This window comes from Reyranella sp. (assembly GCF_004297265.1).
Lineage (GTDB): Bacteria > Pseudomonadota > Alphaproteobacteria > Reyranellales > Reyranellaceae > Reyranella.
Genome location: NZ_SCUT01000030.1, coordinates 61,638 through 85,743, shown reverse-complemented (window position 1 = coordinate 85,743; position 24,106 = coordinate 61,638). Strand labels below are relative to the sequence as shown.

The following is a 24,106-nucleotide window of genomic DNA, read 5'->3' as shown; positions in this document are numbered from 1 at the left end:
GCGGGGGCGGCGCGCGCCAATGAGCTTCAGGGTGTCGGTGGGAGCTGGATGAGCTTGGGCTGGTCGCCGCTCAGCGCCAGCGCGAGCCGGCCTTCGATCAGGTCGATGGCGTCGGCGCCGAACACTTCCTGCCGCCAGCCCTTCAGGGCCGCGATGTCGCGCTTGCCGGCGGCGAGCCGGTCGAGTTCGTCGGCGCTGGCCACCAGACGACCGGCCACGCCGGCCTGCTCGGCCTTGAGCCGCAGCAGGGTCCGCAGCAGGTCGACGATCGCGCCGGGCGCACGAATCTGCTCGGGAGTCTTGTCGCGGACCGGCAGCTCCGATTCCGGCAGGGCGCGCGCACGCTCGATGGCTTCCATCAGCTCGCGGCCCTGCCAGCCTTCGGCGAAGCCACGGCCGAGGCCACGCGTCGCGGCGAGTTCCTCGATCGATTTCGGCGCGTGGGCGGCGATCTCCAGGAGCTGTTCGTCGCGCAACAGGCGCTGGCGGGGGATGTCGATTCGTTGCGCCGTACGCTCGCGCCAGGCGGCCGCCTCCTTGAGGATCGCCATCACCCGAGGCGAGGCTCCGCGGGGCTTCAAGCGGCGCCAGGCCTGCTCCGGATCGGCGCGGTAGGTCGCCGGATCGTTCAGCACGGCCATTTCCTCGGCGATCCATGAGAAGCGGCCGGTCTTGTCGAGTTGCTTCTTGAGCTTCTCGTAGACCACCCGCAGATGGGTGACGTCGGACAGGGCGTACGTGATCTGGCGCTCGCTGAGCGGCCGGCGGCTCCAGTCGGTGAAACGGCTGGACTTGTCAATCTTGGCCTTGGCCAGCCGGGTCGCGAGCGATTCGTAGGAGGCGGCCTCGCCGTGGCCGCAGACCATGGCGGCGACCTGGGTATCGAACAGCGGCCCGGGAACCTTCTGGAGGCGCAGGTAGAAGATTTCCAAGTCCTGCCGGGCCGCATGGAAGACCTTGAGAACCTTGGGGTTGAGCATCAGCTCGTCGAGCGGGGCGAGGTCGATGCCCTCGGCCAGCGTGTCGATCGCGGCCGCGTCGTCGGGGCCGGCGACCTGGGCCAGGCAGAGCTTGGGCCAGTAGGTCCGCTCACGCATGAACTCGGTGTCGACGGCAATAAACTCGGTATCGGCGAGGGGCTTGCAGAATGCCGCCAACTCGTCGGTCGTTGTGATGAGCTTCATTGGGAACGATCTATAGACCCCGCGGCGCCTCCGGCAAAGTTGCCGTGAACGGAAACCGGCCATTCCCTTGACTTGCCTCGGCTTTCGGTGCCTTTTGCCGGGCCTCCAAACCCGGAAAATACGTCATGTCTTCAGTCTACCGAACCCATACGTGCGGCCAGTTGCGGCCCGAGCATGTCGGCCAGCAGGCCCGCCTTTCAGGTTGGGTGCAGCGCAAGCGCGACCACGGCAACCTGCTGTTCATCGACCTGCGCGACCACTACGGGGTGACGCAGGTGGTGCTGGACGTCTCGAGCCCGGTCTTCAAGACCGCCGAGGCCGTGCGGACCGAAAGCGTGATCACCGTTACGGGCAAGGTGGTGGCCCGCGAGGCTTCGACCGTGAATCCCAGGCTGGCGACCGGTGCGGTCGAACTCGACGCCGCCGAGATGGTCGTCCAGTCGATGGCCGAACCGCTGCCGATCCCGGTCTACCAGGAGAACGACACGACGCCGGAGGAGCTGCGGCTCAAGTACCGCTTCCTCGACCTGCGCAAGGACAAGCTGCACAAGAACATCATCCTGCGCAGCCAGGTGATCGCCAGCCTGCGCCGGCGCATGATCGACCAGGGTTTCACCGAGTTCCAGACGCCGATCCTTACCGCCGACAGTCCGGAGGGCGCGCGCTCCTACCTGGTGCCGAGCCGTCTGCATCCCGGCAAGTTCTACGCCCTGCCGCAGGCGCCGCAGATGTTCAAGCAGCTGCTGATGGTGTCGGGCTTCGACCGCTACTTCCAGATCGCGCCCTGTTTCCGCGACGAGGATGCCCGAGCAGACCGTTCGCCGGGCGAGTTCTACCAGCTCGATTTCGAGATGAGCTTCGTCACCCAGGAAGACGTGTTCGAGGCCATCGAGCCGGTGCTGGGTGGCGTTTTCCAGGAATTCGCGTCGTTCAACCGCGAGACTCCGCGCAAGGTCTCGCCCTTTCCGTTCCCACGCATTCCCTTCGCCGAGGCGCTGCTGAGCTTCGGTACGGACAAGCCCGACCTGCGCAATCCGCTGCGGATCTTCGAGGTGGGCGAGGTATTCGCCGGATCCGACTTCAAGGTGTTCGCGGGCATCGTCGCCAAGGGCGGGGTGGTGCGCGCCATCCGGGCGCCCAAGGCTGCCAGTCAGCCGCGCAGCTTCTTCGACAAGCTGAACAGCTGGGCACAGGGCGAGGGCAAGCCGGGTCTCGGCTACATCACCTTGGAGAACGGCGCCGGGAAGGGCCCGATCGCCAAGTTCGTGGCCGAAGAGCGGCTGGCGAAGCTGAAGGAGCTGACCGGTGCCGAGGACGGCGATTCGGTGTTCTTCGTGGCCGACACGGCCGACACCGCCTGGAAGTTCGCCGGCCAGGCGCGGACCAAGATCGGCCAGGAGCTGGGCGTGATCGACGAGGATCAGTTCGCCCTGTGCTGGGTCGTCGACTTCCCGATGTTCGAGTACGACGACAAGCTGAAGAAGATCGACTTCAGCCATAACCCGTTCTCCATGCCCCAGGGCGGGCTCGAGGCGCTCGAGACGCAGGATCCGCTGACCATCAAGGCGTGGCAGTACGACATCGTCTGCAACGGCATCGAGCTATGCTCCGGCGCGATCCGGAACCACAAGCCGGACATCATGTACAAGGCGTTCGGAATTGCCGGCTACAGCAAGGAAGAGGTCGAGGCGCGCTTCGGTGGCATGCTCAACGCCTTCAAGTTCGGCGCCCCGCCGCACGGTGGTGCGGCTCCCGGCGTCGACCGCATCGTCATGCTGCTGGCCGACGAGCCGAACATCCGCGAGATCATCACCTTCCCGATGAACCAGTCGGCGGTCGACCTGATGATGGATGCTCCGGCCGAGGTGCCGGCGGAGAAGTTGCGGGAACTGCACATCGGATTGCGTCTGCCGCCGGCCAGGAAGGAGTAGGTGTAGTAGAGGGAGTGCAAATTGACGGGACCAGGAATGTCCAGTACGATCAATGAGTTATAGTCTTTTTATAAAGAAGATTATGAGCTCATTTAAGCTCTCTTCCTTCATGATCCTGCCGCTGGTGGCGGGGCAGGCGCTTATGACGAGCGCCTGTGGCGTGCCCACCGCCGTTTCGGCGGCGAGCTACGCCGCCGATGGCGGTCTGCTGGCAGCCTCCGACAAGACCTCGACCGACCATGTCTATTCGGTCGTCACCAAGCAGGATTGTGCGATCTGGCGGATCTTCAAGGGTCGGCAGATTTGCACCGCGCGTGTCGACGGCAAGGACCCCTACAATACCGACTATACCGAGCCTCAGCGGACGGTCTCGGAGAGCGGCGTCGAGTATTCCGCGCCACTGCGTCCGGCTGCCAATGCACCGGCCGTGAGTTGGGATTCTTCCGTCTACCGGGCGCCGTCGGCCACGCCGCCGGCGGCGGAAGGGCCGATGACAGCCAATGTCGAACCGGCCGCCGAATCCGCGCCGCCGACCAAGGCAGCGGCCCCACCCAAGACGAAGAAGGCGAAAACGGCGCAGCGCTCGGCTAAGAAGCCTTCACGAGGTCCGGCGGCGTCTGTCCCCTGAGCAGGAAGGCCTCGAGATTGTCGAGCGCCTTGAAGCCCATCGCATTGCGGGTCTCGACCGTGGCGGAGCCCATGTGCGGCAGCAGGAACGCGTTCTCGAGCCCGTAATAGCCCTGATGGATGCGCGGCTCGCCATCGAACACGTCGAGACCGGCCGAAGCGAGGTGACCGCTCTTCAAGGCGGCGATCAAGGCCTCGTCGTCCACCACGCCGCCGCGGGCCGTGTTCACCACGATGGCGCCCTTGGGCAGCTTGGCGATGCGCTCGGCATTCACCCACTTGGCAGTCGCGGGCGTCATCGGCGCGTTGATCGAGAGGAAGTCGCAATGCGGCAGCATGTCGTCGGGGTTGGCGTGGAACACCGCACCCTTTTCGAGGTCGGGCGCCAGGCGGCTGCGGTTGGAATAGTGGATCTGCATGCGGAAGGCGCGCGCGCGATCGGCGGTCGCCTGGCCGATGCGGCCCATGCCGAGGATACCGAGTCTCTTGCCGGTAACATGGGTGCCCATGAGCTGCGTCGGCGTCCAGCCGACCCAGTTGTGGGTCCGGAGCATGGTCGCGCCCTCGTGCGCCCGGCGCGCGGCGCCCAGCAGGCAGAGCATCGTGATATCGGCGGTGGCGTCGGTCAGGACGTCGGGCGTGTTGCTGACCACGATGTTGCGCCTGGCCGCGGCGGCCACGTCGACATGCTCGTAGCCGACCGAGAAGGTGGCGATCATGCGCACGGAGGCGGGCAGGGCGGCGATGGTCGCGGCGTTCAGCGCGTCGCCGGCGGCGCACATGATGCCGTCGAAGCCGGCCGATGCCTTGGCCAGGGCCGCGCCGTCGTAGAGCCGATCCTCTGGATTGAGCCGTGCGTCGAAATTTGCCGCCAGGCGGGACTCGACGTCGGGCGGGAAGTGCCGGGTCGCCAGGACCCTGGGCTTGCCGTTGCTCATTGAAGAAATCCCTCCCTGTGTAGCCCTGACGCAGGCAATCATTCTGGTATTCCGCGCGCATGGATATTACGCTTGGCAGCCCGGCTACAAGGCCTAGCCTCCCAAGCCCTCGTCAGTTGACCACGTATAGTTTTCGCCGTCCTCGCGTCCAAACAGCGGTCGTTCTCGCCGCCGTCGGCGTTCTCGTGTTGCTGGGCCTGTGGATAAACGGTGCCGACGCTCAGCAGCAGCAGCCGGATTCGCCGCTGGTGCCGCATCGGGCGACCTACGACATGAAGCTGTCCGTGGCGCGGCCGAACAGCGGCATCGTCGAAGTCAGCGGTCGCATGGTCCTGGAGACCGTCGAGGCCTGCGAGGGCTGGGAGGTCAAGCAGCGTATCAAGCTCACGTTCCTGCGCAACGACGGCGACGAGTTCACCACCGATTCGAGCTTTACCAGCTACGAAACGAAGGACGGGCTCTCCCTGCGGTTCAGCGTGCGCAACATCCAGGACGATGAGGTCGAGGAGGAACTGAGGGGGCACGCCGACCTCGATGCGCCCGGCGCCAAGGGGCGGGCGAACTTCTCGTTGCCGGAGGCGCGGAGCTTCGAGCTTCCCGCCGGGACGCTGTTTCCGACCACGCACCTCGCCCTGATTCTTCGTCACGCCCGCGACGGCGACAAGTCGGCGTCCTACCTCGTGTTTGACGGCGCGCGTCTCGATGGCGCGTTCCGGGTGAACGCGGTGATCGGCAGGCCGCCGCGGCAGACCGGGGCGCCGGTGGTCCGCGGCGATGTTGCCCTCCTGCGCAATCAACCCGCGTGGGGAGTGCGTTTCGCCTTCTTCGCGTCCGGTGACCAAGGCGCCCCTCCGGAGTACGAATTGGCCCTCGACTTGCTCGGCAACGGCATCGCCCGTTCCATGCTGCTCGACTATGGCGAGTTCGCCGTGGATTCCCGTCTCGTTCAACTCCAAGCCCTGCCGAGGCCAAGATGCTGAAATGCCGCCTGCTCGTGCCCGTCGCCAGCTTGGTCGCCTTCGCGGCGCCGGCGATGGCGCAGGAGATGGCGCCTCACCGCGCCGTGTATGAGGTTGGCACGATCGAGAACGGCAAGCCGACCGGCAACACGCCCGGGACCTACGCCTACGAGCTGAAGCAGACCTGCGACGGCTATGTCATCTACCAGCGGCTGCGCCTGGAAGCTGCGGGCCAGCGCTCGGCGGTTGTGACCGAACAGCAGACCCAGATGACCGAGAGCAAGGACGGCAGGAAGCTCATCTTCGAGCACCGGTCCGTGACCGGTGGCAAACAGACCAGCCTGATCAAGGGCGAGGCGATCATGTCCGACGACGGCACCGGCCAGGCGCGCTTTACCGACCCCGAGAACCAGACGGTGAGCCTGCCGTCCGGGACCCTGTTCCCGGTCGCCATCGCCCGCGCTACGATTCGCGCCGCCAAGGCCGGCGAGAACGGGCTCGATGCCCTGTTCTTCTTTGGCGACAAGGTGAAGCCGCCGCAGCGGGTCAACGCGGTGATCGGCAAGGTGCCGAGGCGGCTCGCCGACGTGAAGATCCCGGAGGGTGCGGAGGAGCTGGTCGACGGCCGCACGCGCATCTACTACCGCGCCGGCTTCTTCGATGGCGACGCGAAGGGCCAGGGCGAACCCGCCTTCGAGATGAGCAGCGTCACCCTCGACAACGGCGTCGAACTCTACGGCACCCACGAGCAGGGAGACGGCGGCATCGAATACCGCATCACGCGCCTGGAAGCGTTGCCGAAGCCTGAATGCAAGTAAGGCAAGGCCTCACTTCAATCTAGACAGGCCACAACCACGCGGCGCCCCGGACGCCGCTCGAGTCGCCGTGTTTTGGGGGGCACAGCTTCGTCGCGATCCTGTCGCGCTCGGAGAAGATGTAGTTCTTCCACAGTTCGGGAACGCGCTCGTAGAGCTGCGGAATCTTGGAAAGGCCGCCGCCCAGCACGACGACGTGCGGGTCGACCAGGTTGACGACATTGGCGAGCGCGCGAGCGAGGCGATCGCAGTAGCGGTCCAGGCACTCGGTCGCGATCTTCTCGCCGTTTGCTGCGGCCTCGGCGATGTCGGTGGCGCGCAGCTCGCGGCCAGTTGCGCGTGTGTACTGGGCCTGGAACGCCGGACCGCTCAACCATGCCTCGACGCAGCCCTTGCGGCCGCAATAGCAGGGTGGGCCGGGGCGTTCGTCGTCGCGAGGCAGGGGAAGGGCATTGTGGCCCCATTCGCCGCCGATCGCCTGGGCCCCCACCAGCGGCTTGCCGTCGATCACGATGCCGCCGCCCACGCCGGTACCGAGGATGACTCCGAACACGATCGGGGCGCCGGTGCCCGCACCGTCGGCCGCCTCGGAGACGGCGAAGCAGTTGGCGTCGTTGGACAGGCGCACCTCGTCGCGGCCCAACCCATGCTTCAGGTCGACGTCGAGCGGCCGGCCATTCAGCCGTGTCGAATTGGCGTTCTTGATCAGGCCCGTCGCGGGCGAGAGAGCGCCGGGGTGGCCGATGCCGACGCGGCAGCGCACACCCACGCGCGTCTCGAGTTGGCGCACCACGCCGACGACGGCGCCGACTGTAGCCTCGTAGCTGTCCTGCGGCGTCGGCACGCGCAGTCGCGCACGTTCGGCACCGTCATCGCCGAGGACGAGCCCCTCGATCTTGGTGCCACCGAGATCAATGCCGATGCGCATGTCAATTCGGCGAGGCTGGGAGGAACTTGAAAGGCTCGGCGGGCTTGAAGTCGCCGGCGACCTCTCCGGAGAAGATTTCGCCGTTCTGAATGGTGAGTTTCTTCGCCGGGGCACCAGGCTTGAAATCGAGCTTCTCGAGCGACACCCAGAAAGTGTTCGGACGGGTCGCCGAGTCGAAATAGTAGACGAGGTTCTTCTGGTCCGCGACGCTCCGCCATAACGTCGATGCAATGTTGGGTTCGTTCGGGGTCTTCAGGCCAAGCGGAACGCTGACCGATCGCATGACGCTCATCACGCTGGCGACCGCCTGGTACGCGAAGGTCTGGTCCGGAACGCTCTTTATGAAGTTCTTGTCGGCGCTCCTGGGAATCGCGCCGAGGAGGAACGAGGTGCGGACGAAGCGATCGGAGGCCCGCGCCGTTCCCGGCAGGAACGTCGTGCCGCCCACTGTCTTCCAGTACTCATCGAGCGCGAGCTGCTGGTCGTAGGACGGCGAGTTGGTCATCACCGCATATCTCTTGCTGTGGTGGATGACGAGCTTGCCGTCGATATACTCGAAGATCGCCGAATCGCCTGTCGGGTCGGAGATGGAAAGATGCAGTGCGGCCGGCGCGCCATTGGGCAGGGTGGGTGCGACGACCGTGAAGGGTTCCCGGCGCAGTGCGTCCACCGCCTCGGCGACGGTGGCGTAATTGTCAAGCACGTACTGTGGCCAGGCGACGATCGAGAGATTGGGCCGGCCGGCCGCCGCCGGTGTGTATTTCGATTCGGCAAGATAGAGGAGGTTGGCGACCAGGCCCTTCTCGTTCATGCCGTCGGCGCTGCCCGCTTCGTAGCCGGACACCACGACGCTGCCATGCCGGGAGCTCCATTCGATGGAGTTGGCGCCGGCTGCTCCGTTACGCTTCATGCCCGCCGGAAATACCCACAGGTTGGAGTACATGTCCTCGTCCCAGTCCATGTTGCGGCCGGTCAGCACGAGGTCGCCGTCGCCGACATAGAGCGCTCGCGTGCATGACAGCGACGGTGCCGCGAAGGCGGTCGCGGCGAGGGCGATTGCGGAGATCCCCGACAGAAGACGTTTCATGTTTTCCGTTGCTCTTGTTAGTCGACCTCGATCTCACAGGAAGCGCGCGCGTATGTCGATGCTGTTCTCCACGCCGATCTTATCGAACGTCGAAGCCAGCCACGCGGTTGCGGAGGCGCGGCCGGCCTTGAACAGATGATCGAGGAATTCCGGCTCGATGTTGAACTTGCTGACCGCACCGAGCGGCGCCAAGGTCGGGGCGTCTGTGATCGAGTGGATCAGCAGCTTCTTCAGGCGATCGCCGAACGCGCCGGTCACCGCGCCCTTGTCGATCAGTTCCTGCACGAAGGCGATGGCGCGCATCTCGGCCATCAGCGCGCCGCCGAAGGTGATCTCGTTCAGCCGGTCGGCGATCTCGGCATTGGAGGTCGGGACGCCTTCGCGGTGCGGCGGATCGACCTCGATCATCACCACGTCGGCGCTCTCGCTGTTGTAGATGAAGGGCCAGATCGGCGGGTTGCCGCGGAAGCCGCCGTCCCAATAAGGCTCACCGTCGATGACCACGGCTTCGTGGATGCTGGGAAGGCAGGCCGATGCCAGCAGCGCGTCGATCGACAGCTCCTCGCGCGTGAAGATGCGCACCTTGCCGGTCGCCACGTTGGTCGCGGCGATGAAGGCCTTGATCTGGTGGCAGGCGCGCACCGCCTCCTGGTCGAAGTGCCGGGTGAGGAGGTCGCGCAACGGATCGAACTTGAGCGGATTGCGCTGCCATGGAGTGAGCGTGCGCTGGATCAGGTCGGCCCACAGGGCGCCGGGCGAATCGTCGAGGTTCCAGTTACCCTGCAGGCGGTCGAGCGGTGTGCGGCGGATCGGGCTGGCGATCGACATCTGCCCGAGTTCGCTCCAGAAAGCGGCCAGGGCGGCGCGCGCGCCGGCGCCACCGCCCTTGGCCCAGCCTTGCAGCATGATCGCGGCATTCATCGCGCCGGCGCTGGTGCCGCTGACAGCTTCGATCTCGAGTCTTCCATCCTCGATCAGCGCGTCGAGCACGCCCCAGGTATAGGCGCCGTGGCTGCCGCCTCCTTGCAGAGCGAGGTTGATGCGCTTGGTATTCGTCATGCGTCTATCCTCGCAGGCGATGCGGCGTTAGGGTCATCGTTCTGTAAAGAGCGGGCGGAGCTGGCGGCATTATGGCGAAGGAGAGGGCAGAGGAACCGTGGCGAAAGCGCCCGTCGACCATTCTCTGGATGCTTTCGCTGGGCCAGCTCGTCACCTGGGGCATCGTCTACTACACCTTTCCGCTGTTCGTCGTGCCGATGACCCAGGAGCTCGGCTGGACCCGAAGCGAGATGTTCGGCGCGCTCTCGGCCGGCCTCCTCACGGCAGGGCTCTGTTCCATTGCCGTCGGCGCCTGGATCGATCGCGGGCACGGCCGGCTGCTGATGACCGGCGGCTCGGTACTTGCTGCCGTGCTTCTCGTCCTGTGGTCGAGGGTGGATTCGCTGCCGGTGTTCTATGCGCTGTGGATCGGGCTGGGCGCGTGCCAGGCGGTGACGCTCTACGAACCCGCCTTCGCGGTGATCACCCGCGTCTACGGCCCGCGTTACAAGCAGGCAATCCTGCTGATGACCTTCCTCGGCGGGTTGGCCAGTACCTTCGGTATTCCCTTGGCGCAGTTTCTGATCGAGCAGATCGGATGGCGGCCGGCGCTCGACGTGATGGCGGCCATCGTCCTGGGCGTTGCCGTCATGCATTGGCTGATCGTGCCGGGCCCCGACGAGAAGGCGGTGCCGATTGCAGCACCGAAACCGCCTGTGGAGGGCGCCGCCAAGAAGAGCCCGCTCGCCACCGCGGTCCGCGTTCCGGCCTTCTGGGGATTGATCGTCGCCTTTGCCGGTTATGGACTCGCCTTCTCGGCCATGAGCTTCCATCTCATTCCGCTGCTCGACGATCGCGGCGTGCCGACCGGAGTCGTCATGGCGATCATCGCCTTGATCGGCCCCATGCAGGTAGTGGGGCGGGTGCTTCTGATGGTGGGGCAGAGGCACATCACGACCATTCAGCTCGGCGCGATCATCTACTTCGCCTTTCCGGTCTCGATGGCCTTCCTGGCAACCGGCATCACCGACGTCTATCCGCTGATCCTGTTCGCGGTCGTCTATGGCGTGGCGAACGGCCTCGTCACCATCCTGCGCGGCATGGCGGTACCGGAATTCATCGGCCCCGAAGGCTACGGCGTCGTGTCCGGCGCGCTGACGATGCCGACCAACGTCATGCGGGCCGCCGGCCCGCTGATGGCGTCGCTCGCCTGGGGATATTTCGGCGGCTACGCGCCGGTGCTATGGGGGCTGGCGGGCATCATGCTGGTCGCGGCCTTGGGCTTCGCAGCCGCGGCATTTCTCTCCAAACGGGTCTGAACGGCCAGCTTTTGCCACAATCGCACATCAAGTGAATTCGCGTCTTTGGACCAAAGAAGCGAGGCCTCATGTTCAATGCGAAGCAGCTCCTTGATCAGTTCGTCGGCGGCAGCCCGGGTGGCGGCGACTTCCTGCGCGGTGCCGGCGGCGGTGCCCTGGCGGGCAGCCTGGCGGCGCTACTGATGGGCAGCAAGACCGGCCGCAAGATCGGCGGCGAGGCTCTCAAGCTCGGCGGTATGGCTGCGGTCGGAGCGCTCGCCTACAAGGCGTACAATGACTGGCAGGCCGGGCAGGCGGCGCCGGTCACGCAGGCGCCGCAGGCTCCGGTCCCGATGTTGCCGGCGCCCAGCGGAACCCCATTCAACCCCTCGACCGAGGCGGGCCAGCAGACGCTGGCGCGCCACCTGTTGCGTGCCATGATCGCCGCCGCCAAGGCCGACGGTCATGTCGACGCGCAGGAGCAAGCGCGGATCTTCGCAGAGATGGACAAGCTGCCGCTCGGCGCCGACGACAAGGCCTTCGTGATGGACGAGCTTCGCGCCAAGCTCGACGTCGACGCCGTCGCGGGCGCGGCGGCCACGCCCGAGGAGGCGGCCGAGATCTACACCGCGTCGCTGCTGGCGATCGACATCGACAACGCCGCCGAGCGCGGCTACCTCGCCATGCTGGCCGCGCGGCTGAAGCTCGACGACGCTCTGGTGGCGCACCTGCACGGCAGCGTCGCCTCGGCGACCGGCAAGAGCGTGCCAGTCGCTGCCTAGCAGAATCACGGGCGGCAGAGTTACTCTGCCGCCAGTTTTGCCATCCTGGGCTTGAGGTGCTGCACCTTGGGCATCACCTCCTTCGACAGCAGCTCCAGTGAGTGCCGCCAAGCCTGCGGGTTCTCGACATAGTCGAAGCCGAAGACGAGCAGCTGGCCGAAGCCGCCGACCTCGTCGTAGATCTTCTCGATCTTCTCGACGACGGTCTTCGGCGAGCCGACGATCCAGTTGTGTCGAGCGCAGTATTCCGGCGTCACGTCGGAGTCCGCCGCATTCGGATCGTGCTTCAGGTATTCGAAGAAGCCGAACTGGGAGAGCAGGGGCAGGAAGTATTCCCGCATCATGCGGCCTATGTGCGAGCCGACCGACAGGCGCATCGCCTCTTCGTCGGTGTCTGCCACGAAGACCTCGCGCACCAGGCGCCACTGGTTGCGGTCGGGTGTGCGGCCAGATTTCGCGGCCCCGATCTCTACCGATTCCCAGTGGCTCTTCACGTAAGCCGGATTGAGGTTGAGGCTCATCGGGATGTAGCCCTTCTCGCCCGCGAGCTTCAGCGTGTCGGATCCCTTCGAGAGACCCGCGACACCGATCGGCGGATGTGGCGCCTGAAGCGGCCTGATGTGCGGCTTCAGGAAGCCGAACATCGTGTCGGGCTTGGTGACGTGCCAGTACTTGCCCTTGTAGTCGAACGGTTCGGTCGAGGACCAGAGCTTGAGGATGATGTCGAGGGCCTCGCGCGTCATCTCGCGGTTGGTCCCCGACATGCCGTCGACGTTGAACATCGCCCAGTCGCTGGGTAGCCCGGATGCGGCAATGCCGAAGTTCAGCCGGCCGCCGGAAATGTGGTCGAGCATTGCGACCCGGTTCGCGAGTTCGGCCGGGTGATGATACGGCAGCAGGAAGCCGCCGGGCCCGAGGCGGATGTTCTTGGTCTGCATCAGCGCCTGCGCCACCAGCAGGTCGGGCGACGGATGGGGCTCCCACGGCGCGGTGTGGTGCTCACCGATCCAGGCCTCGGTGAAGCCGAGTTCGTCGAGCCAGCGGATCACCTGGAGATCCCATTCGTGCCCGTCCTTCAGGGAGCGCTCGGGCGGATGCGAGGGCATCGTGAAATAGCCGAATTGCATCGTTTCCTCCTGTTCTGGTTGAGGGCAAGTCCACTACCATTGCGCGCAAGGCGCAAGGGGGCAGGGATGCATGGCTGAGGACGTTCTGATCGTGATCGACCAGCAGAAGGCGATGGATCATCCCAAGTGGGGATCACGCAACAATCCGGGCGCAGAGGCCAACATCGCGCGGCTGCTGGCCGACTGGCGCCGGCGCGGCGCGCCGATCGTCCATGTGAAGCATGACAGCACCAGCCCCGACTCGCCCTTCCGGCCGGGGCAGGAAGGCAACGACTTCCTGCCGTTGACGGCGCCTCGCGAGGGCGAAATGGTGGTGGCGAAGAAGGTCCACAGTGCCTTCATCGGCACCGATCTCGCGGCGGGCCTTCAGGCGACGGCCGGCTGCGGCGGGGACAAGCCGCCGCTGGTGATCTGTGGCGTGCTGCTCGCCAACTCGGTCGAAGCCACGGTGCGAGTGGCGGCCAATCTAGGCTTTGAGGTCCGGCTGCCGGGAGACGCTTGCTGGTCGTGCGACAAGCGCGACCTGACGGGCCGGCTATGGCCGGCGGAAGACGTCCATCAGCTCACGCTGGCGCTTCTCGATGGCGAGTATGCCGAGGTCACGACCGTCGATTCGATCCTCGCCGGCACGCGCTGATGCCGCTCAGACGATCTCATCGGTGATGACCTTGAAGCTGACCAGCGTGTTGGGACCGAATGTATGGGTGATCGGTACGTCGGCGGCGTCGCGGCCGCGGCCAATCAGGATGCGACCGATGCGCGGCATGTTGTTGCGGGGGTCGAACGTGTACCAACGCCCGCCAAGATAGGCTTCGAAGGAGCCGGCAAAATCCATTGGCGCATCGACCGGCGGAACACCGATGTCTCCCAGATAGGCCGTGCAGTATCGCGCCGGGATGTTCATGCACCTGCAGAAGGCGATCGCCAGGTGAGCGTAATCGCGGCACACGCCGTTGCCTTCGTTGAAGGCCTCCCACGCCGTCTTGGTCGGCCGGGCATACTCGTACCCGAAGGTGATGTGGTCGTGCACGTAGTCGCAGATCGCCTGGACACGGGCCCAGCCAGGCGGCCCGGTGCTGAACAGGCTCCACGCTATTTCGGACAGACGGTCGGTGTCGCAATAGCGGCTGCCGAGAAGATAGACCAGGGTATCGGAGGGCAGATCCTCGACCGCATGCTGTGGCGCCGCGTGGGGCACCTCTTCCGGTACGCCCGAATCGCGGACGATTCCGTTGCCGTAGAGTCGCACGCGCCCGGCCGGAGCCACCAGGCGGCTGCACATATTGTCGAACCCGTCGCGATAGCGGGTGATCGGTACGGCTGGATCGGTTTTTAGGCGGTCGGGCTCAATGAGGTCGCCCGAGCGGGTGGGATGGGCACCGAGAATCATGATCATCGGCGTGGGCTGAGGTAAGTCGTAGACGATCTCGTAACCGATGCGGATCTTCATCCGACGCCCCCACGGTAATGCGGCGGAGATCGATCAGGCCGTCTCGGCCGGATGGGGCGTGACGCTGACGTGAACCACCATGCCAAGTGTGTCGGCCCGGGAGCCGACGAAGGTACCGTGCAGCGGTAACGCCTGCTCGGGATCGCGCACGACCGCCACCGTAACGAGACTGGCCTTGCCGACGTTGCCGGTGGTCGGATCGAAATCGACCCAGCCGGTGCCGGGCAGGTAGACCTGCGCCCAGGCATGCGTTGCCCCGTGCGCCTCGGTCGGCGCCACGTTGGGCATGGTCGCGAGGTAGCCCGACGCGAAGCGGGCGGCGAGCCCCAGCGAGCGCGCGGCATCGATCATGAGGAGTGCGAAGTCGCGGCAGCTCCCGTGGCCGAGTTCGAGCGTTTCGAGCGGTGGCTGCACACCCTTGGCCTCGCGACGGCGATAGAGGAAACCGTCGTGGATGCCCCTGGAGAGACGTCTCAGGAGTTCGAGGGCGGGGATTTGATCGTCTACGGGCAGGAACCGGCGTGCCCATCGGGCGACGGCGTCATCGGGCCCGAGGTCGTGGCGATGGATGCAATGGGCGAGGTCGGCCATCTCGTCGTCGGTGTAGTCGACCGGAAAGATGGCTGCGGCCTCGTCGAGGTCGGAGTGCAGGGCCTCGGCGGGCGAATGTTCGAGGCTGACGATGCTCGCGAAGGTGAGTTCGGCGGCGACACCGGCGAACTCGGCTATGGCAACGTGGTTTCCGAAATCGTCCTTCTCGTAGCGCAGGCTGGAGGGGGCAGGGTTGATATCGAGGCTGACCTCGATCACGCGCTGATCGTGCGAGTCGCGCGGCCGCAGCATCATGCGGTGTTCGCCGAAGGCAACCGGGTGCCGGTATCGGTAGGTCGTGACGTGCCGGATCGTCAGTGACGTCATGGCGACTCTCCTGGCCCCATCAAGCACGTTTCGAGCCAGACCGATACCGCAAACCAAACAAGGCGGCCCGCAGGCCGCCTTGCATGTGCTCAATTGGAGTCGGCTCAGCCGAGCTGGATCCAGGTCGTCTTCATCTGCGTGAACTTGTCGAAGGCGTGCAGCGACTTGTCGCGGCCGTTGCCCGACTGCTTGTAGCCGCCGAACGGGGTGGTGATGTCGCCGCCGTCATAGGTGTTCACCCACACGGAGCCGGCGCGCAGGCTCTTGGCAAACTTGAAGGCCTTGTTGATGTCGGCGGTGAAGATCGCCGATGCAAGGCCGTAGATCGTGTCGTTGGCGACGGTGAGGGCCTGCTCCGCGTCCTTGACCGGGATGACCGACAGAACCGGCCCGAAAATCTCCTCCTGGGCGATCTTCATCCGGTTGTCGACGTTGTCGAACACGGTCGGCTCGATGAACGAGCCGGCGTTGTCGATGTGTACCTGCTTGCCGCCCATCGCGAGCTTGGCGCCTTCCTTCTGGCCGGCGTCGATGTAGCCCATCACACGCTTGGTCTGGGTCTCGTCGACCATGGCGCCCATCTGCGTCTTCGGGTCGAGCGGGTCGCCCGGCATCATCTTCTGGCCGATCGCCATGACCTTGGCGAGGAACTCGTCCTTGATCTTGTCCTCCACAATCAAGCGCGAGCCGGCGGTGCAGACCTCGCCCTGGTTGAACCAGATGCCGAAGGCGGTGCGGCGTGCCGCGATGTCGAGGTTGGGAGCGTCGGCCAGCACGATGTTCGGCGACTTGCCGCCGCACTCGAGCCAGACCTGTTTCATGTTGGATTCGCCGGAGTAGCGGAGGAAGTACTTGCCGACCTCGGTCGAGCCCGTGAAGGCCAGCACGTCGACATCCATGTGACGGCCGAGCGCCTGGCCGGCGGTCTCGCCGAAGCCCGGCAGCACGTTGAACACGCCTTCGGGAATGCCGGCCTCGGCCGCGAGCTCGGCGAGGCGAAGGGCGGTGAGGGGCGACTGCTCGGCGGGCTTCAGGATGACCGAGTTGCCGGCGGCCAGCGCGGGCGAGATCTTCCAGCAGGCCATCAGCAGCGGGAAGTTCCAAGGTACGACACAGGCCACGACGCCGGCGGCCTCGCGGGTGATCATGGCGATGACGTTGCCCGGGGTCGGTGCCACCTCGTCATAGATCTTGTCGATCGCCTCGCCGAACCACTGGACTGTGTTGGCCGAGCCCGGGATGTCGACCGTGGTCGAGAAGGCGATCGGTTTGCCCATGTCGAGCGTTTCGAGCAGGGCCAGCTCCTCGCGGTTCTTCATCATGAGGTCGGCAAGCTTCAGCATGATCCGCTTGCGCTGGGCCGGCGCCATGTTGGCCCAGGTGCCCTTCTCGAAGGCGGCGCGCGCGGCCTTGACGGCGGCATCGACGTCGGCCTGCTCGCAGGCGGCGACCTTGGTCAGGACCTGGCCCGTCGCCGGGTTCACGCAATCGAAGGTCTTGCCGGTCAGCGATGCCGTGAACTTGCCGCCGATGAAGGCCTGGTTCCGGTAGCTGAGACCGCCGATGCGGCCTTTCCAGTCGTCGCGCGAAAGCTGGGCGCTCATGATCTCTCTCCTCCTTGCTGGATTGCGCGGGAGCCTATCCCACGAAAAAGCCGCCCGGAAGGGCGGCTTGGTCGTCGAGCCTGCAATGCGGTAGGCTATTTGATCTTCGATTCCTTGAACACGACGTGCTTGCGCGCGACCGGGTCGTACTTCTTGAGTTCGAGCTTCTCGGTCTTGGTGCGCGGGTTCTTCTTGGTCACGTAGAAGAAGCCGGTGTCGGCACTGGAAATCATCTTGATCAGGATGGAAGTCGGCTTGGCCATGGCAATTGTCCTTAAGCCCTGGAGGGCGAATTCGCAGAGGGGCGCAAAGTAGTCAGCGGGGCTGCCATGTCAAGCGCTCAGCTAGGGGCGGGCGGCAGCCTGATTGGTCGCCGATTGCACGGCATGGGCATAAAGGGCACGGTCCCGCAGCAAACGGACGGCAAGATCGACATCGGCTTCCGGTGCAGTCTCGCCCGGCGGGCAGATCTTGCGCAAATCCGCCACTTCCTGCGGCGTCGGATTGCGCAGCGCGTGCCAGCGCATCAATGAATTGTGGTTCGAATCCACCGATGCAACGCCTAGCTTGTTCGCGTCCCCGACCTTCGAGGTGCAGATGTTGGGCAACACGCCCAGCTCGTTCCAAGTGTAGCCGGACGGCGCCTGCAGGCGCGACCAGGTGAGGATCAGTTCGCCTTCGTTGGCCAGCCGGACGACGGTCTGAACAGTGCCTTTGCCGTAGCTGGTGGTGCCGATCACGACGGCGCGGCCGCGATCCTGCAGCGCGGCCGCCACGATCTCGGCTGCGGAGGCCGAGCCGCCGTTCATCAGGACGACGATCGGGAGCTGTCCCGTGGCGGCGCGGCCGTTGGCGCTGCGATAGGTGCGCTTGCTGTCGGGGTGGCGGCCATTGGTCGAGAAGATCGTGCCGTCCGCGATGAAGGCCTCCGAGACCGACTGCGCCTGGTCGAGCAGGCCGCCGCGGTTCGAACGCATGTCGATGATGATGCCGATGAGGTCTTTGCCGATATCGGCCTTGGCCTTGTCGAGGGCGGCGCGAAGATTGTCGGTCGTTGCCGTGTTGAAACCCGTCAGATGGATCAGGGCGACGTCGCCCCGGCGTTCGTAGACCACCGTGGTCGGGACGATGCGGCCGCGCTTCATCGGCAGGGCGAGCTCCGCACCCGTGGAGGCACGCAGCACGGTCATGGTCACCGGCGCGCCGACCGAGCCGCGGAGCTTGGCCACGACGTCGGAAAGCGGGCGGTCGATCATCGATTCGCCATCGATCGCCAGGATCTGGTCGCCGATCTGGACGCCGGCCTTGGCGGCGGGCGACCCTTCCTGGACGGCGCGGATCAGGATCTTCTTCTCGTCGGTGCGCTCGACGGTGATGCCAACGCCGCCGCCGCCGTCGCGCTGGAAACGGTTGTCCCTTGCTTCGTCGGGGTCGGCGTAGCGGCTGTTGCGGTCGAGCTGCTTGGTCGTGGCGGTCATCGCCTGGCGGATGAGCACCTGCCGGTCGATCTGCTGCAGAGCGGGTGAGGCGTCGATGGAACCGGCCATCAGTTCAGTCAGGACGCTGCCCCAAGCGCGACCGTCCGCCGTATCGGAAGGGGCGGGTCGGCTCACGATTTCCTTGCCGTCTCGCTTCACCGTGAGGCTGCTGTCACTGGCCTCCAGGACGAGCGTGGAATCGCTGCTGGCAAAGCCGCGATAGGCCTCGACCGAAAGGTTGCGGAAGTTGGGCTCATAGAGATGGCGGTCACCGATGGCCCGGTAGGCCTGGAGGACAACCCGTTCGATGCCGACATCGCCGGCAGCGGGGCTGCGACCGTCGGCCTGGCTGCTCGGCGTGTCGGGGGCGGTCGCGCAGGACACGACCAGGCAGGCGGCAACGAGCGACGCGGCCGCCCGCGGCAGCATCGAACGCAGAAAAGGGAATTGAGGCACTTCCATACGCGGCAGCCACCACAATAGCACAGGCCGTCGGCGGGCGGCCACGTCGTTCAGCCCGAGGGGTCCAGGCTCCCGGTCACGGGCTTCGGCGCGGCGACCTTCTGCGCCCAAAGCAGCGCAATTACGGCGCCCTTTATCCGCGGCAGCAGAATCAGGGCGAGTGCGAGAGAGAGCGGCAGCCACAGAAGGGCATGCACCCAGAGGGGTGGCTCGGCACCCCAGCGCTCGACCAGGAGGACCAGCGGCACGACGATGTGGCCGACAGTGAAGATGGTGAAGTAGGCGGGGGCGTCGTCGGCGCGATAGGGTTCGAGCGCCAGCTCGCAGGCCTCGCAATGGCCCTTCATCTTCAAATACGAGCTGAAAAGATGGCCCTTGTTGCATCGCGGGCAACGACCGCGCCAGCCCCTCAGCAGGGCGGTCCAGAAATCGACCGGGGCGTACTCCTCATCCATGATGGATAAGATGCGCTCGGCAACTACTTGCGTCGGCGTGACCCTTTGTCCCGTGACGGGCCGCGATGCGCGACCGGACGCCGCGGCGGCCCGCTGCGCTCCCTGCCGGAGGGTGAGCGGGAATGCCGCGGCGCGGGCTGCCGTTCGACCCGCTCGATCACGTCGACGATCTCGAACAGCAGGCCGCCGGTGGCCGTATCGGCCTCGACGAGTTTCAACTGCAGCCGGTCGCCCAGACCAAAGGTTTCGCCGGTGCGCTCGCCGATCAGGACCTGCCGCCCTTCGTCATGCCGGAAGAACTCCTGGCCGAGGGAGCGGATAGGGATCAGCCCATCGGCGCCTGTGCCTTCGAGCGTGGCGAAGAGGCCGAAGCGGGTCACTCCGTTGACGCGCCCGGGGAAGACGCCCCCGACATGGCCGGCCATGAACGCTGCCACGTAGCGGTCCATGGCGCCGCGTTCGGCGGCGACGGCGCGCCGCTCGCACATGGACAGATGCTCGCCGAACTCGGTGAACCGGCCCTTGTCCTCGGCGGAGAGGCCGCCTTCGCCCAGTCCGTAGGCGGCGATCAGGGCCCGATGCACGATGAGGTCGGGGAAACGCCGGATCGGGGAGGTGAAGTGGGCGTAGCGCGCGAGAGCGAGGCCGAAATGGCCGAGATTGTCGGGGCTGTAGACGGCCTGGCTCTGGCTGCGCAGGACCGTCTGGCTGACCAACTCGGAAACCGGCTTGCCGGCGACCTCATGCAGGACGCGATTGAGGTCGGCCGGGCGGAGCCGCTGACCGGTCGGGACTTTGATGCCGAGCGTGCCGAGGAATTCGCGCAGGGCTTCGAGCTTGGCGAGGTCGGGCTGGTCGTGGACGCGGTAGAGGCAGGGTGCATGGCGCTGTTCCAGAGCCTGGGCCGCCGCCACGTTGGCCAACACCATGAACTCCTCGATCAGCTTGTGGCTGTCGAGGCGTTCGCGCACGCCGATCGTGGCGATATGGCCGTCCTTCCCCAAGGTCACCTGCCGCTCGGGCAGGTCGAGGTCGAGCGCGCCGCGGGCCTCGCGCGCCGCCAGCAGGACGCGGTAGGCGCCGTAGAGGGGCTGCACGACCTCGGCCATGAGCGGCTCGATCTCGGCGTCCGGCGTGCCATCCATCGCGCGCTGCACCCGGTTGTAGGTCAGGCGCGCGGCCGAGCGCATCATGGCGCGATGGAACGTGTGGCGCTTGAGATGGCCCTGGCCGTCGATCCACATCTCCGCCACCAGCACCGGGCGGTCCTCGTGCGGCACCAGCGAGCACCAGTGGTTGGAAAGCTGCTCCGGCAGCATCGGCACGACGCGATCCGGGAAGTAGACCGACGTGCCGCGGCGATAGGCGGCGCGGTCGAGCGGCCGGTCGTGGCGCACGTACCAGGCGACGTCGGCGATGGCCACGAGGATGCGCCAGCCGCCGCGATGTGCGGGATCGGGCTCGGCGAAAACGGCATCGTCGAAGTCGCGCGCGTCCTCCCCGTCGATCGTGACCAGCGGCACCCTGCGCAGGTCGAGACGGTGGCCGAGCGGGGCGGCCTTGGCCTTGTCGGCTTCCGCGAGCGCGGCCTCGGGGAAGTCGACAGGAATGTCGTTGGCGGCGATCGAGATCAGGCTGACCGTGCGCGGATCGCTCATCGGGCCGATGCGCTCGACCACACGCGCCCGCCGTACCAGCGCGCCGCCGGTCTCCTCGATCCAGACGATGTCGCCGGGCAGCGCGCCGTTCCTGTCGTTGGGCCGAACGTCGAACTCGCGGTGCAGCTTGCGGTCGGTCGGCGTGACGAGGCCGAGCCCGTGCCGGCCCTGGGGTTCCTCGTAGAGGCCGAGAATCTTCTTCGGGCCGCTCCCGAGGCGCCGGATGATCCTGGCTTCGTAGGCGTTCTTGCCACGACGCTTCAAGCTGGCCAGCACGCGGTCGCCGACGGCCGGGGCGGGTACGGTGCGCGATGAAGGCGGCACGACCTCGATGCGCGGCGCGGGGCCGTCCTTCTCGTCATCGTGGCGGCGCGGCACGGCCAGCAGGTGGCCGTCATCGTCGACCGACACGATCTCGAGAACGGCGGTCTCGGTCAGGGCCTGCGGGTCACGGAAGGTCTTGGCGCGGTCCGGCGCGATCTCGCCGGTGTCGCGCAGGTCGCGCAGCAGTTCCTTGAGCTCGATGCGTTGGTCGCCCTTCAGCCCGTAGGCCCTGGCGATCTCGCGCTTGCCGACAGGCGTTTCGCTCTCGCGGATGAAGGCCAGCAGTTCGTCGCGAGTCGGGACCTTGCCCTTAGCCATCGGTGCCGGTGCGGGGCGGGGTGTCGTCCGTATTGTCCTTGTCTTTGGCCTTCGCCGCCTTCTTCTTCGCGGCAGGCTTTTTCCTTGCGGCCGCCTTCTTCGCCTTGGGCTTGGCGCCGGCGTCGTTGGCGGCTTCTGGCGCCGTCTTCCTGGCCTTGGCCGCCTTCGGCTTCTTGCCCCCGCCCTTGGCGGCCCGTTCGGCCAGCAGCGCGATCGCCTGGTCGAGCGTCAGTTCCTCCGGCTTGATGTCGCGCGGTACAGTGGCATTCACACCACCGTGCTTCACGTAGGGGCCATAGCGGCCGTCATAGAGTTCGACCGGCGCTTCGTCGGACGGATGCTTGCCGATGCTGCGGATCGGCTTGGCGGCGGCGCGACCGCGCGGGGTCTTCGCCTCGGCGAGCAGGGCCACCGCCCGGTTCATGCCGATGTCGAGCACGCTCTCGTCCGACGGGATCGATTTGTATTTCGGCCCGTGCTTCACGTAGGGGCCGAAACGGCCGACGCCCGCCAGGATGGTTTCGCCATCCTCGGGATGCGGCCCCAGCTCGCGCGGCAGCGAGAGGAGAGCCAGGGCCTTTTCGAGCGTGAGGTCGCCCGGTGTCATGTCGCGCAGCAACGACTGCCGCTTGGGTTTCTCCTTGCCCTCGGGTTCGCCCAGCTGGACGTAGAGACCGTAGGGACCCTTGCGCAGGGTGACCTGCTTCCCAGTTGCCGGGTCGACGCCCAGGATCTTGGGGCCGTCGAGATTCTCGCCGCTCGCCGCATCGGCGTCGGCATCGACGATACCGAGCTTTCGCGTGAAGCGGCATTCCGGATAGTTCGAGCAGCCGATGAAGGCGCCGAACTTGCCGAGCTTCAGGCCGAGCCGGCCGTTGGCGCAGGACGGACAGTCGCGCGGATTCTTGCCGCCATTGTCGTTGGCCGGGAAGAAGTGGGGGCCAAGCTCCTCGTCGAGCTTGTCGAGCACTTCCTTGACCCTGAGTTCCTTGGTCTCGCCGACGGCGGCCGAGAAGGCCTTCCAGAATTCGCGCAGCACCTCGTGCCAGTCGATCTTGCCGCTGGAAATATCGTCCAGCTCTTCCTCGAGATGGGCGGTGAAGCCGTACTCGACATAGCGCGGGAAATAGGTCTGCAGGAACGCGGTGACGATGCGGCCGCGATCCTCGGGAATGAAGCGCTTGCGGTCGAGGCGCACGTAGTTGCGGCGCTGCAGGACCTCGATGATGCTGGCGTAGGTCGAGGGACGGCCGATGCCGAGCTCCTCGAGCTTCTTCACAAGGCTCGCCTCCGAATAACGCGGCGGCGGCTCGGTGAAGTGCTGCTCCGGCACGACTTCGCGCCGCTCCAGCGCCTCGTTCTCGCTGACGTCGGGCAGGATCGCGCCCGATTCTTCGTCGTCGCTCTTGTCGTCCTGGCCCTCGTCGTAGAGGGCGAGGAAGCCGTTGAACTTCACGACCGAACCGGTGGCGCGCAGCTGCACGGTCTTGTCGCCGCTGGCAATGTCGACCGTCACCTGGTCGAGCACGGCGCTCTCCATCTGGCTGGCGACGGTGCGCTTCCAGATCAGCTCGTAGAGCCCGAGCTGGTCCTTATCCAGGTAGGCCGCGACGTCCTGCGGCGTGCGGAAGAGATCCGTCGGCCGGATCGCCTCGTGCGCCTCCTGGGCATTCTTGGCCTTGGACGTGTAGATGCGCGGGCTGGCGGGCACATAGGACGCGCCGTACTTGGTCTCGATCAGGCGGCGGGTCTGGCCGATCGCCTCGGGCGCCAGCTGTACGCCGTCGGTACGCATGTAGGTGATGAGGCCGACCGTCTCACCGCCGATGTCGACGCCTTCGTAGAGGCGCTGGGCGATGCGCATGGCGGTGGCGGCGCCGAGGCCGAGCTTGCGCGAGGCTTCCTGCTGCAGGGTCGAGGTGATGAAGGGCGGCGGCGGATTGCGGCGAACCTGGCGACGGTCGATCGAGGAGACCGCGAAGGCGCGGCGCTCGATCGCATGCTTTGCCTGCTCGGCGCGTTCCTTCGTGTCGAGGTCGAACTTCTCGAGCTTGCGGCCGTCGAGGTGGGTGAGGCGGGCCTTCAGCACCTGCTTCTTGGCCGTGCCGAAATAAGCATCGACCGTCCAGTATTCGCGGCTTTTGAAGACCTCGATCTCGGACTCGCGCTCACAGATCAGCCGCAGCGCCACCGATTGGACGCGACCGGCCGAGCGGCTGCCGGGCAGCTTGCGCCACAGGACGGGGGAGAGGGTAAAGCCCACCAAGTAGTCGAGGGCACGGCGTGCCAGGTAAGCATCGATCAGCGGCTGGTCGAGGTCGCGCGGGTTGGCGACGGCGTCGAGGACCGACTTCTTGGTGATGGCGTTGAAGGTGACGCGCTTCACGTCGACATCCTGCAACGCTTTCTTGCGCTGCAGGACGTCGAGTACATGCCAGGAAATGGCTTCGCCTTCGCGATCCGGGTCGGTCGCGAGGTAGAGCTTGCCGCCCTTGCTGACCGCCTGCGCGATCGCGTCGATGCGCTTCTGGGACTGGGCGTCGACTTCCCAATCCATGGCGAAGTCTTCGTCCGGCCGCACCGAGCCATCCTTGGGTGGAAGGTCACGGACATGACCATACGAGGCCAGCACGGTGTAGCCGGGGCCCAGATACTTCCCAATGGTCTTTGCCTTGGCCGGGGACTCGACGACCAGTACGTCCATCGCCGGTGCATGCTCCAGTTC

At 66.1% G+C, this 24,106-nt stretch carries 21 protein-coding genes; 7 read left to right on the top strand and 14 right to left on the bottom strand.

Going from position 1 to position 24,106, the window contains the following annotated elements:
• Nucleotides 1-26: 26 nt before the first annotated feature.
• Nucleotides 27-1,184 (bottom strand): ribonuclease D, encoded by a 1,158-nt coding sequence (gene rnd, locus EPO41_RS14275; protein WP_296326135.1) that lies wholly within the window; start codon nt 1,182-1,184, stop codon nt 27-29.
• Between the two features lie 125 nt (nt 1,185-1,309).
• Here rnd and aspS point away from each other — a divergent pair, with 125 nt between their 5' ends.
• Together aspS and EPO41_RS14265 are read left to right on the top strand one after the other, a co-directional pair.
• Nucleotides 1,310-3,115, top strand: coding sequence for an aspartate--tRNA ligase (aspS, locus tag EPO41_RS14270; protein WP_296326133.1), 1,806 nt, complete (start codon nt 1,310-1,312; stop codon nt 3,113-3,115).
• An 82-nt stretch (nt 3,116-3,197) separates the two neighbouring features.
• Entirely contained in the window at nt 3,198-3,743 is a 546-nt protein-coding gene (locus EPO41_RS14265) for a hypothetical protein (protein WP_296326131.1), read from the top strand.
• Here the strand turns inward: EPO41_RS14265 and EPO41_RS14260 are convergent.
• Complete coding sequence (locus tag EPO41_RS14260; RefSeq protein WP_296326129.1) at nt 3,703-4,680, bottom strand: D-glycerate dehydrogenase; 978 nt, start codon at nt 4,678-4,680, stop codon at nt 3,703-3,705. The two genes, EPO41_RS14265 and EPO41_RS14260, sit on opposite strands and share 41 nt — an antisense overlap.
• A 185-nt stretch (nt 4,681-4,865) precedes the next feature.
• On the opposite strand from EPO41_RS14260, the gene EPO41_RS14255 reads away from it, so the two are divergent.
• Complete coding sequence (locus EPO41_RS14255) at nt 4,866-5,660, top strand: DUF1849 family protein (protein ID WP_296326127.1); 795 nt, start codon at nt 4,866-4,868, stop codon at nt 5,658-5,660.
• Nucleotides 5,654-6,457, top strand: a complete 804-nt coding sequence (locus EPO41_RS14250; protein ID WP_296326125.1) for a DUF1849 family protein — start codon at nt 5,654-5,656, stop codon at nt 6,455-6,457. The genes EPO41_RS14255 and EPO41_RS14250 overlap by 7 nt, the downstream gene beginning before the upstream one ends.
• A gap of 19 nt (nt 6,458-6,476) precedes the next feature.
• Here the strand turns inward: EPO41_RS14250 and EPO41_RS14245 are convergent, their stop codons facing one another.
• The 3 genes from EPO41_RS14245 to EPO41_RS14235 are packed head-to-tail and all read right to left on the bottom strand — an operon-like array spanning nt 6,477 to nt 9,528.
• Nucleotides 6,477-7,382: an ROK family protein gene (locus tag EPO41_RS14245; protein WP_296326123.1), complete on the bottom strand. Its 906-nt coding sequence runs from the start codon at nt 7,380-7,382 to the stop codon at nt 6,477-6,479.
• A 1-nt stretch (nt 7,383) separates the two neighbouring features.
• Nucleotides 7,384-8,469, bottom strand: a complete 1,086-nt coding sequence (locus tag EPO41_RS14240; RefSeq protein WP_296326122.1) for a linear amide C-N hydrolase — start codon at nt 8,467-8,469, stop codon at nt 7,384-7,386.
• Nucleotides 8,470-8,502: 33 nt separating this feature from the next.
• Nucleotides 8,503-9,528 carry a patatin-like phospholipase family protein gene (locus tag EPO41_RS14235; protein WP_296326120.1) on the bottom strand — a complete coding sequence of 342 codons (1,026 nt, stop codon included), beginning with the start codon at nt 9,526-9,528 and terminating at the stop codon, nt 8,503-8,505.
• Between the two features lie 128 nt (nt 9,529-9,656).
• Between EPO41_RS14235 and EPO41_RS14230 the strand changes: the two genes are divergently transcribed.
• Nucleotides 9,657-10,826, top strand: coding sequence for an MFS transporter (locus tag EPO41_RS14230; protein ID WP_296326117.1), 1,170 nt, complete (start codon nt 9,657-9,659; stop codon nt 10,824-10,826).
• Between the two features lie 68 nt (nt 10,827-10,894).
• A complete protein-coding gene (locus tag EPO41_RS14225) occupies nt 10,895-11,587 on the top strand; it encodes a tellurite resistance TerB family protein (RefSeq protein ID WP_296326115.1) in 693 nt (230 codons plus the stop codon).
• A 20-nt stretch (nt 11,588-11,607) separates the two neighbouring features.
• Here the strand turns inward: EPO41_RS14225 and EPO41_RS14220 are convergent, their stop codons facing one another.
• Nucleotides 11,608-12,714, bottom strand: a complete 1,107-nt coding sequence (locus EPO41_RS14220) for an LLM class flavin-dependent oxidoreductase (RefSeq protein WP_296326113.1) — start codon at nt 12,712-12,714, stop codon at nt 11,608-11,610.
• Between the two features lie 70 nt (nt 12,715-12,784).
• Here EPO41_RS14220 and EPO41_RS14215 point away from each other — a divergent pair, with 70 nt between their 5' ends.
• The gene (locus EPO41_RS14215; RefSeq protein WP_296326111.1) at nt 12,785-13,351 is read left to right on the top strand and encodes a cysteine hydrolase family protein; all 567 of its coding nucleotides are present in this window, start codon (nt 12,785-12,787) and stop codon (nt 13,349-13,351) included.
• 6 nt (nt 13,352-13,357) lie between these two features.
• Here EPO41_RS14215 and EPO41_RS14210 read toward each other — a convergent pair whose 3' ends face one another.
• From EPO41_RS14210 to topA, 8 genes are all read right to left on the bottom strand, one after another.
• Complete coding sequence (locus tag EPO41_RS14210) at nt 13,358-14,164, bottom strand: transglutaminase family protein (protein ID WP_296326109.1); 807 nt, start codon at nt 14,162-14,164, stop codon at nt 13,358-13,360.
• A gap of 33 nt (nt 14,165-14,197) precedes the next feature.
• A complete protein-coding gene (locus EPO41_RS14205; protein ID WP_296326107.1) occupies nt 14,198-15,082 on the bottom strand; it encodes a transglutaminase family protein in 885 nt (294 codons plus the stop codon).
• A gap of 104 nt (nt 15,083-15,186) precedes the next feature.
• Entirely contained in the window at nt 15,187-16,686 is a 1,500-nt protein-coding gene (locus tag EPO41_RS14200) for an aldehyde dehydrogenase (RefSeq protein WP_296326105.1), read from the bottom strand.
• 95 nt (nt 16,687-16,781) lie between these two features.
• Nucleotides 16,782-16,949 (bottom strand): 50S ribosomal protein L33, encoded by a 168-nt coding sequence (gene rpmG / locus EPO41_RS14195; protein ID WP_020696277.1) that lies wholly within the window; start codon nt 16,947-16,949, stop codon nt 16,782-16,784.
• An 81-nt stretch (nt 16,950-17,030) separates the two neighbouring features.
• Nucleotides 17,031-18,593 (bottom strand): S41 family peptidase, encoded by a 1,563-nt coding sequence (locus tag EPO41_RS14190; RefSeq protein WP_296326103.1) that lies wholly within the window; start codon nt 18,591-18,593, stop codon nt 17,031-17,033.
• 83 nt (nt 18,594-18,676) lie between these two features.
• Nucleotides 18,677-19,081 carry a DUF983 domain-containing protein gene (locus EPO41_RS14185; protein ID WP_296326100.1) on the bottom strand — a complete coding sequence of 135 codons (405 nt, stop codon included), beginning with the start codon at nt 19,079-19,081 and terminating at the stop codon, nt 18,677-18,679.
• Nucleotides 19,082-19,104: 23 nt separating this feature from the next.
• Complete coding sequence (rnr, locus tag EPO41_RS14180; protein ID WP_296326098.1) at nt 19,105-21,381, bottom strand: ribonuclease R; 2,277 nt, start codon at nt 21,379-21,381, stop codon at nt 19,105-19,107.
• Nucleotides 21,374-24,085, bottom strand: coding sequence for a type I DNA topoisomerase (gene topA, locus EPO41_RS14175; protein WP_296326428.1), 2,712 nt, complete (start codon nt 24,083-24,085; stop codon nt 21,374-21,376). The genes rnr and topA overlap by 8 nt, the downstream gene beginning before the upstream one ends.
• Between the last annotated feature and the right edge of the window lie 21 nt (nt 24,086-24,106).

Coding starts and splice junctions, on each gene's coding strand:
- EPO41_RS14225 (WP_296326115.1), top strand. CDS start 10,895: ATGTTCAATGCGAAGCAGCTCCTTGATCAGTTCGTCGGCGGCAGCCCG.
- EPO41_RS14240 (WP_296326122.1), bottom strand. CDS start 8,469: ATGAAACGTCTTCTGTCGGGGATCTCCGCAATCGCCCTCGCCGCGACC.
- EPO41_RS14185 (WP_296326100.1), bottom strand. CDS start 19,081: ATGGATGAGGAGTACGCCCCGGTCGATTTCTGGACCGCCCTGCTGAGG.
- EPO41_RS14245 (WP_296326123.1), bottom strand. CDS start 7,382: ATGCGCATCGGCATTGATCTCGGTGGCACCAAGATCGAGGGGCTCGTC.
- aspS (WP_296326133.1), top strand. CDS start 1,310: ATGTCTTCAGTCTACCGAACCCATACGTGCGGCCAGTTGCGGCCCGAG.
- EPO41_RS14250 (WP_296326125.1), top strand. CDS start 5,654: ATGCTGAAATGCCGCCTGCTCGTGCCCGTCGCCAGCTTGGTCGCCTTC.
- EPO41_RS14260 (WP_296326129.1), bottom strand. CDS start 4,680: ATGAGCAACGGCAAGCCCAGGGTCCTGGCGACCCGGCACTTCCCGCCC.
- EPO41_RS14190 (WP_296326103.1), bottom strand. CDS start 18,593: ATGCTGCCGCGGGCGGCCGCGTCGCTCGTTGCCGCCTGCCTGGTCGTG.
- EPO41_RS14235 (WP_296326120.1), bottom strand. CDS start 9,528: ATGACGAATACCAAGCGCATCAACCTCGCTCTGCAAGGAGGCGGCAGC.
- EPO41_RS14215 (WP_296326111.1), top strand. CDS start 12,785: ATGGCTGAGGACGTTCTGATCGTGATCGACCAGCAGAAGGCGATGGAT.
- EPO41_RS14210 (WP_296326109.1), bottom strand. CDS start 14,164: ATGAAGATCCGCATCGGTTACGAGATCGTCTACGACTTACCTCAGCCC.
- EPO41_RS14205 (WP_296326107.1), bottom strand. CDS start 15,082: ATGACGTCACTGACGATCCGGCACGTCACGACCTACCGATACCGGCAC.
- EPO41_RS14230 (WP_296326117.1), top strand. CDS start 9,657: ATGCTTTCGCTGGGCCAGCTCGTCACCTGGGGCATCGTCTACTACACC.
- topA (WP_296326428.1), bottom strand. CDS start 24,085: ATGGACGTACTGGTCGTCGAGTCCCCGGCCAAGGCAAAGACCATTGGG.
- rnr (WP_296326098.1), bottom strand. CDS start 21,381: ATGGCTAAGGGCAAGGTCCCGACTCGCGACGAACTGCTGGCCTTCATC.
- EPO41_RS14265 (WP_296326131.1), top strand. CDS start 3,198: ATGAGCTCATTTAAGCTCTCTTCCTTCATGATCCTGCCGCTGGTGGCG.
- EPO41_RS14200 (WP_296326105.1), bottom strand. CDS start 16,686: ATGAGCGCCCAGCTTTCGCGCGACGACTGGAAAGGCCGCATCGGCGGT.
- rnd (WP_296326135.1), bottom strand. CDS start 1,184: ATGAAGCTCATCACAACGACCGACGAGTTGGCGGCATTCTGCAAGCCC.
- rpmG (WP_020696277.1), bottom strand. CDS start 16,949: ATGGCCAAGCCGACTTCCATCCTGATCAAGATGATTTCCAGTGCCGAC.
- EPO41_RS14220 (WP_296326113.1), bottom strand. CDS start 12,714: ATGCAATTCGGCTATTTCACGATGCCCTCGCATCCGCCCGAGCGCTCC.